This is a genomic window from Herbaspirillum sp. B65 (assembly GCF_000333555.1).
Lineage (GTDB): Bacteria > Pseudomonadota > Gammaproteobacteria > Burkholderiales > Burkholderiaceae_D > Herbaspirillum > Herbaspirillum rubrisubalbicans.
The window spans coordinates 1-2,486 of the sequence record NZ_BADI01000928.1 but is presented as its reverse complement, the minus strand read 5'-3'; the positions used below and the strand labels follow the sequence as shown (position 1 = coordinate 2,486).

The window sequence follows — 2,486 nt, the reverse complement described above, 5'->3', positions numbered from 1 at the left end:
TCCTGGGCCTGCGCGGCTCCTATGGCATGAGCCGCATCCTGCCGGCATTGGATATCCCGGCCTTGGCGCGCAGCGGCAAGCTGCTGGTCGGTTATAGCGACTTCACGGCGCTGCAATGCTGCATGTTGGCGCAAACGGGATATGCCGGTTTCCAGGGGCCGATGCTCAGTGGCGACTTCGGTGCCGAGAACCCCGACTGGCAGGCCCTGGCGACCCTGTGGCGCACGCTGACTTCGCCGCAGGTGGTGGTGCGCAATTACCAGGGCCAAGCCGGCGCCGACCGCGCCCCCAATGGTGATCGCCGTACCGATCCCTTGAGCCCGGTGGTGCATTGCGCCGGCAAGCTGTGGGGCGGCAACCTGGCGATGATGGCGCACATGGTCGGTCATCCGCAGTTCCCGCCCATCGATGGTGGCATCCTGTATCTGGAAGATGTGAACGAACACCCGTTCCGGGTCGAACGCATGATCCTGCAACTGGAGCAGGCCGGCGTGCTGGCGCGGCAGAAGGCGATCCTGCTCGGCGATTTCTCGGCCTATCGCCTGGCGGAGATCGACAATGGCTATGACTTCACCGAAATGCTGGCCTACCTGCGCCGGCGCATCGCTACGCCCATTGTCACCGGCCTGCCGTTCGGCCACGTGCGCGACCTGGTCACGCTGCCGCTGGGCGCCCACGCGGTGCTCGACGCCCAGGGCGCAGAAGGCTTCACATTGACCTTATCGGATTATCCGACCCTATCCCGCACATGAGTGTGCAGGCGGCCGGGCGGGGTGGTTTGGATTAAGCTTCACTTTTCCTTGATTTCGACCTTTACCGCGTCCTGCTCCACGGTGATCTTGCCCGGCTCGAAGCTTTTGCCATTCAGCTGCAATTGTTCGGGTTTGAAGGTATAGAGCGCATAGTCGCGCAGGAACTGGTCGGCTGCCGCATTGCCCAGGGCGGTCAACTGCTGGGCATACTGCGGTGGCAGGTCGCTGCTGTCGACCTTGTCCACCTTGGGCGCGTCCAGTCGCAGCGAGCGCGTGGCCGGGTCGTACTTGAAGCCGCTGCTCAAGGTCAGCACGGCATTGACCGGACGCTGCAACAGCAAGGGATTGGCGATCTGGGCATCGACCACCGTATTCATGCGGTTGTCGGCCGGCAACATGCCCAGGCGCGGATTGCTGAAGGTGACATCGAAGATGTCCATGTAGCGCAGCTTGCGCGGGAATTGCGGCGCCAGGGCGCTTTGCAGTTGTGCTTTGGACACGGTGTATTCATTGGTCCAGACGTTGTAGCCGGTCTCGGCCGCGCTCGTAGTGCCCAGCGCCAGGGTGGAGAAGGCCAGGACGGCCGCGGCGGAGGTGATGACTCGCTTCATGCTTGCGGTTTCCAAAGTGAACAAAGTAGGTGAGAGCCCCATCGTTGGGCTAAAAATCCCGGGCAATTGTAAGTCTCCATGTGCTCTCCGGGAGTCGCAAAGATTGGTTGTTGACAATTTTTACCCGCCCGCCACGGCGGCAAGGCAAGCCGTAGCGGGCGTGCAGTGGTAAAATCCGCCGTTTCGCGTGCCACGGCATCGGCCTCGGTTTGCGCACGCAAGTTACATTTTTGAAAAGGTTTTCGCAGTGCTATCCACCGCAAACATCACCATGCAGTTCGGCGCCAAGCCGTTGTTCGAGAACATTTCCGTCAAGTTCGGCGATGGCAATCGCTATGGCCTGATCGGCGCCAATGGCTGCGGCAAGTCCACCTTCATGAAGATCCTGGGTGGCGACCTGGAACCGTCGGCCGGCAACGTCAGCCTGGACGTCAACGAGCGTCTGGGCAAGTTGCGCCAGGACCAGTTCGCCTATGAAGAAATGCGCGTGCTGGATGTGGTCATGATGGGCCACGTCGAGATGTGGGCCGCCATGTCCGAGCGTGATGCGATCTACGCCAACCCGGATGCCACCGACGACGACTACATGAAGGCTGCCGACCTGGAAGCCAAGTTCGCCGAATACGATGGCTACACCGCCGAAGCACGTGCCGGCGAGCTGCTGCTGGGCGTGGGCGTGCCCATCGAGCAGCACAATGGTCCGATGAGCAATGTGGCGCCCGGCTGGAAGCTGCGCGTGCTGCTGGCGCAGGCCCTGTTCTCCAACCCGGACATCCTGCTGCTGGACGAACCGACCAACAACCTGGACATCAACACCATCCGCTGGCTGGAAGAGGTGCTCAACGAGCGCAATTCCACCATGATCATCATTTCCCACGATCGCCACTTCCTGAACCAGGTCTGCACCCACATGGCCGACATGGACTATGGCACCCTGAAGATCTATCCGGGTAACTACGACGACTACATGCTGGCTTCCTCGCAGGCGCGCGCCCAGCAACTGGCCGCCAACGCCAAGGCCAAGGAAAAGGTGGCCGAACTGCAGACTTCGTGCGTCGCTTCTCGGCCAACAAAGTCAAAGGCCCGCCAGCCACCTCGCGCGCCAAGCAGATCGACAAGATCA

2 protein-coding genes and 1 pseudogene are annotated in these 2,486 nt (G+C 61.6%); 2 read left to right on the top strand and 1 reads right to left on the bottom strand.

The genetic code is table 11. The annotated features are described in order from the left end of the window. The coding region (locus tag I5W_RS21755; protein ID WP_044530802.1) for an LD-carboxypeptidase at positions 1 to 752 on the top strand (752 nt) is incomplete at its 5' end. A gap of 38 nt (positions 753 to 790) precedes the next feature. On the opposite strand, the gene I5W_RS21750 is transcribed toward I5W_RS21755, so the two are convergent. After that, the gene (locus I5W_RS21750; RefSeq protein ID WP_017451102.1) at positions 791 to 1,363 is read right to left on the bottom strand and encodes a DUF1439 domain-containing protein; all 573 of its coding nucleotides are present in this window, start codon (positions 1,361 to 1,363) and stop codon (positions 791 to 793) included. Positions 1,364 to 1,610: 247 nt separating this feature from the next. Between I5W_RS21750 and I5W_RS21745 the strand changes: the two are divergent. After that, positions 1,611 to 2,486, top strand: a pseudogene (locus I5W_RS21745) (ATP-binding cassette domain-containing protein); the annotation flags it as partial.

Excerpts from the sequence above, each read along its gene's own strand:
- I5W_RS21750 (WP_017451102.1), bottom strand. The coding sequence starts at position 1,363 with ATGAAGCGAGTCATCACCTCCGCCGCGGCCGTCCTGGCCTTCTCCACC.